A 1,290-nucleotide genomic window follows, 5' to 3' on the forward strand; every position below is an offset into this window, starting at 1 on the left:
ATTTTTTGTTGCGAGGAATGATTTCATCACTCGTCTTCTTCTTGCGACAATCGCGAATAGCACAACGGACTGCCATATATAACGCATGGCGAAGCCTACTTGAACCACGCTTCGTAATTCGGTTTTGGGTAGCTGTAAACTTACCAGACTCGAATACACTAGGATCAACACCAGCGAAAGCCACAAGTTTCTTAGGATTATCAAATCGATCTATCTCACCGATTTCAGAGATAATCGTTGCAGCGATTTTTTCTCCAATACCAGGGATAGATTTGATAATGGTATATTCCTCAACTTCTTTGGCAAGGGCATCTATCTCTGACTCCAACTTTGATAGGTGCTCTTTGTATTGAAGAATAATGTTGATAAACATATCAAGGCTTAAAAGATGGCTCTGATAAACAGTTTTTTCAAATGGATTACGTTTTGCCGCAGCTATAAGTTCATTCGCTTTTTCATTTGCCCACCTTATTGAACGACTTCTACAAAGCTCATTTATCTTTTCAGATAGTGTCTCTTCACTTGCGTTTAGAATGTCCTCCGAAGATGGAAATTCTAATAAAGTTAAGAGAGAAACCACCGAATACAAATCACCAAAAACGCCTCTATATTCAGGAAACACTTGGTCAAGAATGGCTTGAAATTGTAATTTAGTTTGAATAAGTGTCCCTGTAATATTTTCATGTTGTCTTGTTAGATTACGAAGGTTTAAGAGTTGAACTCCACGCTTTTTATAGGGTTCTAACTCTTCCTTGTAAAACAGCTCGCAGAGGTGATAAGCATCAACCGCATCGGTTTTAACCTTCCTTAAACTCGAACTTTTCGCTTTATAAGAAATCAGTGGATTAATGATAATTAATAAGTACCCACGCTCCTCTAAGTAATGAACAACTGGTGTTTGATAATGCCCCGTTGACTCTAGAATAATTGGTGGTTTTACACCTGACTGTTCTTTTACTTTCTCAAGGAACTCTCCAAGGGAAGCAAGCCCCTCCAAGGTATGACTAACTTTAAAACTCTTACGGTATGGTTTTCCCTTATCTAAAAAAGCTTGAACCTGACTTTCCCCTTTTGACACATCCAGACCTATGACTGGATTCATTCTAAATCTCCTCCTAAACTTGTAATTTGCCAGTACCCCTAATTTCATCTTGCAGTGTCACAGCTTCGCTTGTTATACGAGATCTAGGTCCCAACCAGCCTCAATCATGTTTCTACAAGTAGGGGGCAAACTGTTTACTTGACGGGATCAAAGCCCCACGGGCAGTTACGTTTTACCCCTGGCTACTG

At 39.5% G+C, this 1,290-nt stretch carries 1 protein-coding gene; it reads right to left on the minus strand.

Going from position 1 to position 1,290, the window contains the following annotated elements:
- On the minus strand, nucleotides 1–1,102 hold a 1,102-nt coding region (locus PQ474_RS26110; protein WP_273848502.1), incomplete at its 3' end, for an IS110 family RNA-guided transposase.
- Nucleotides 1,103–1,290: the final 188 nt, after the last annotated feature.

This window comes from Halalkalibacter alkalisediminis, from assembly GCF_028610705.1.
GTDB classification, from domain to species: domain Bacteria; phylum Bacillota; class Bacilli; order Bacillales; family Bacillaceae_D; genus Halalkalibacter; species Halalkalibacter alkalisediminis.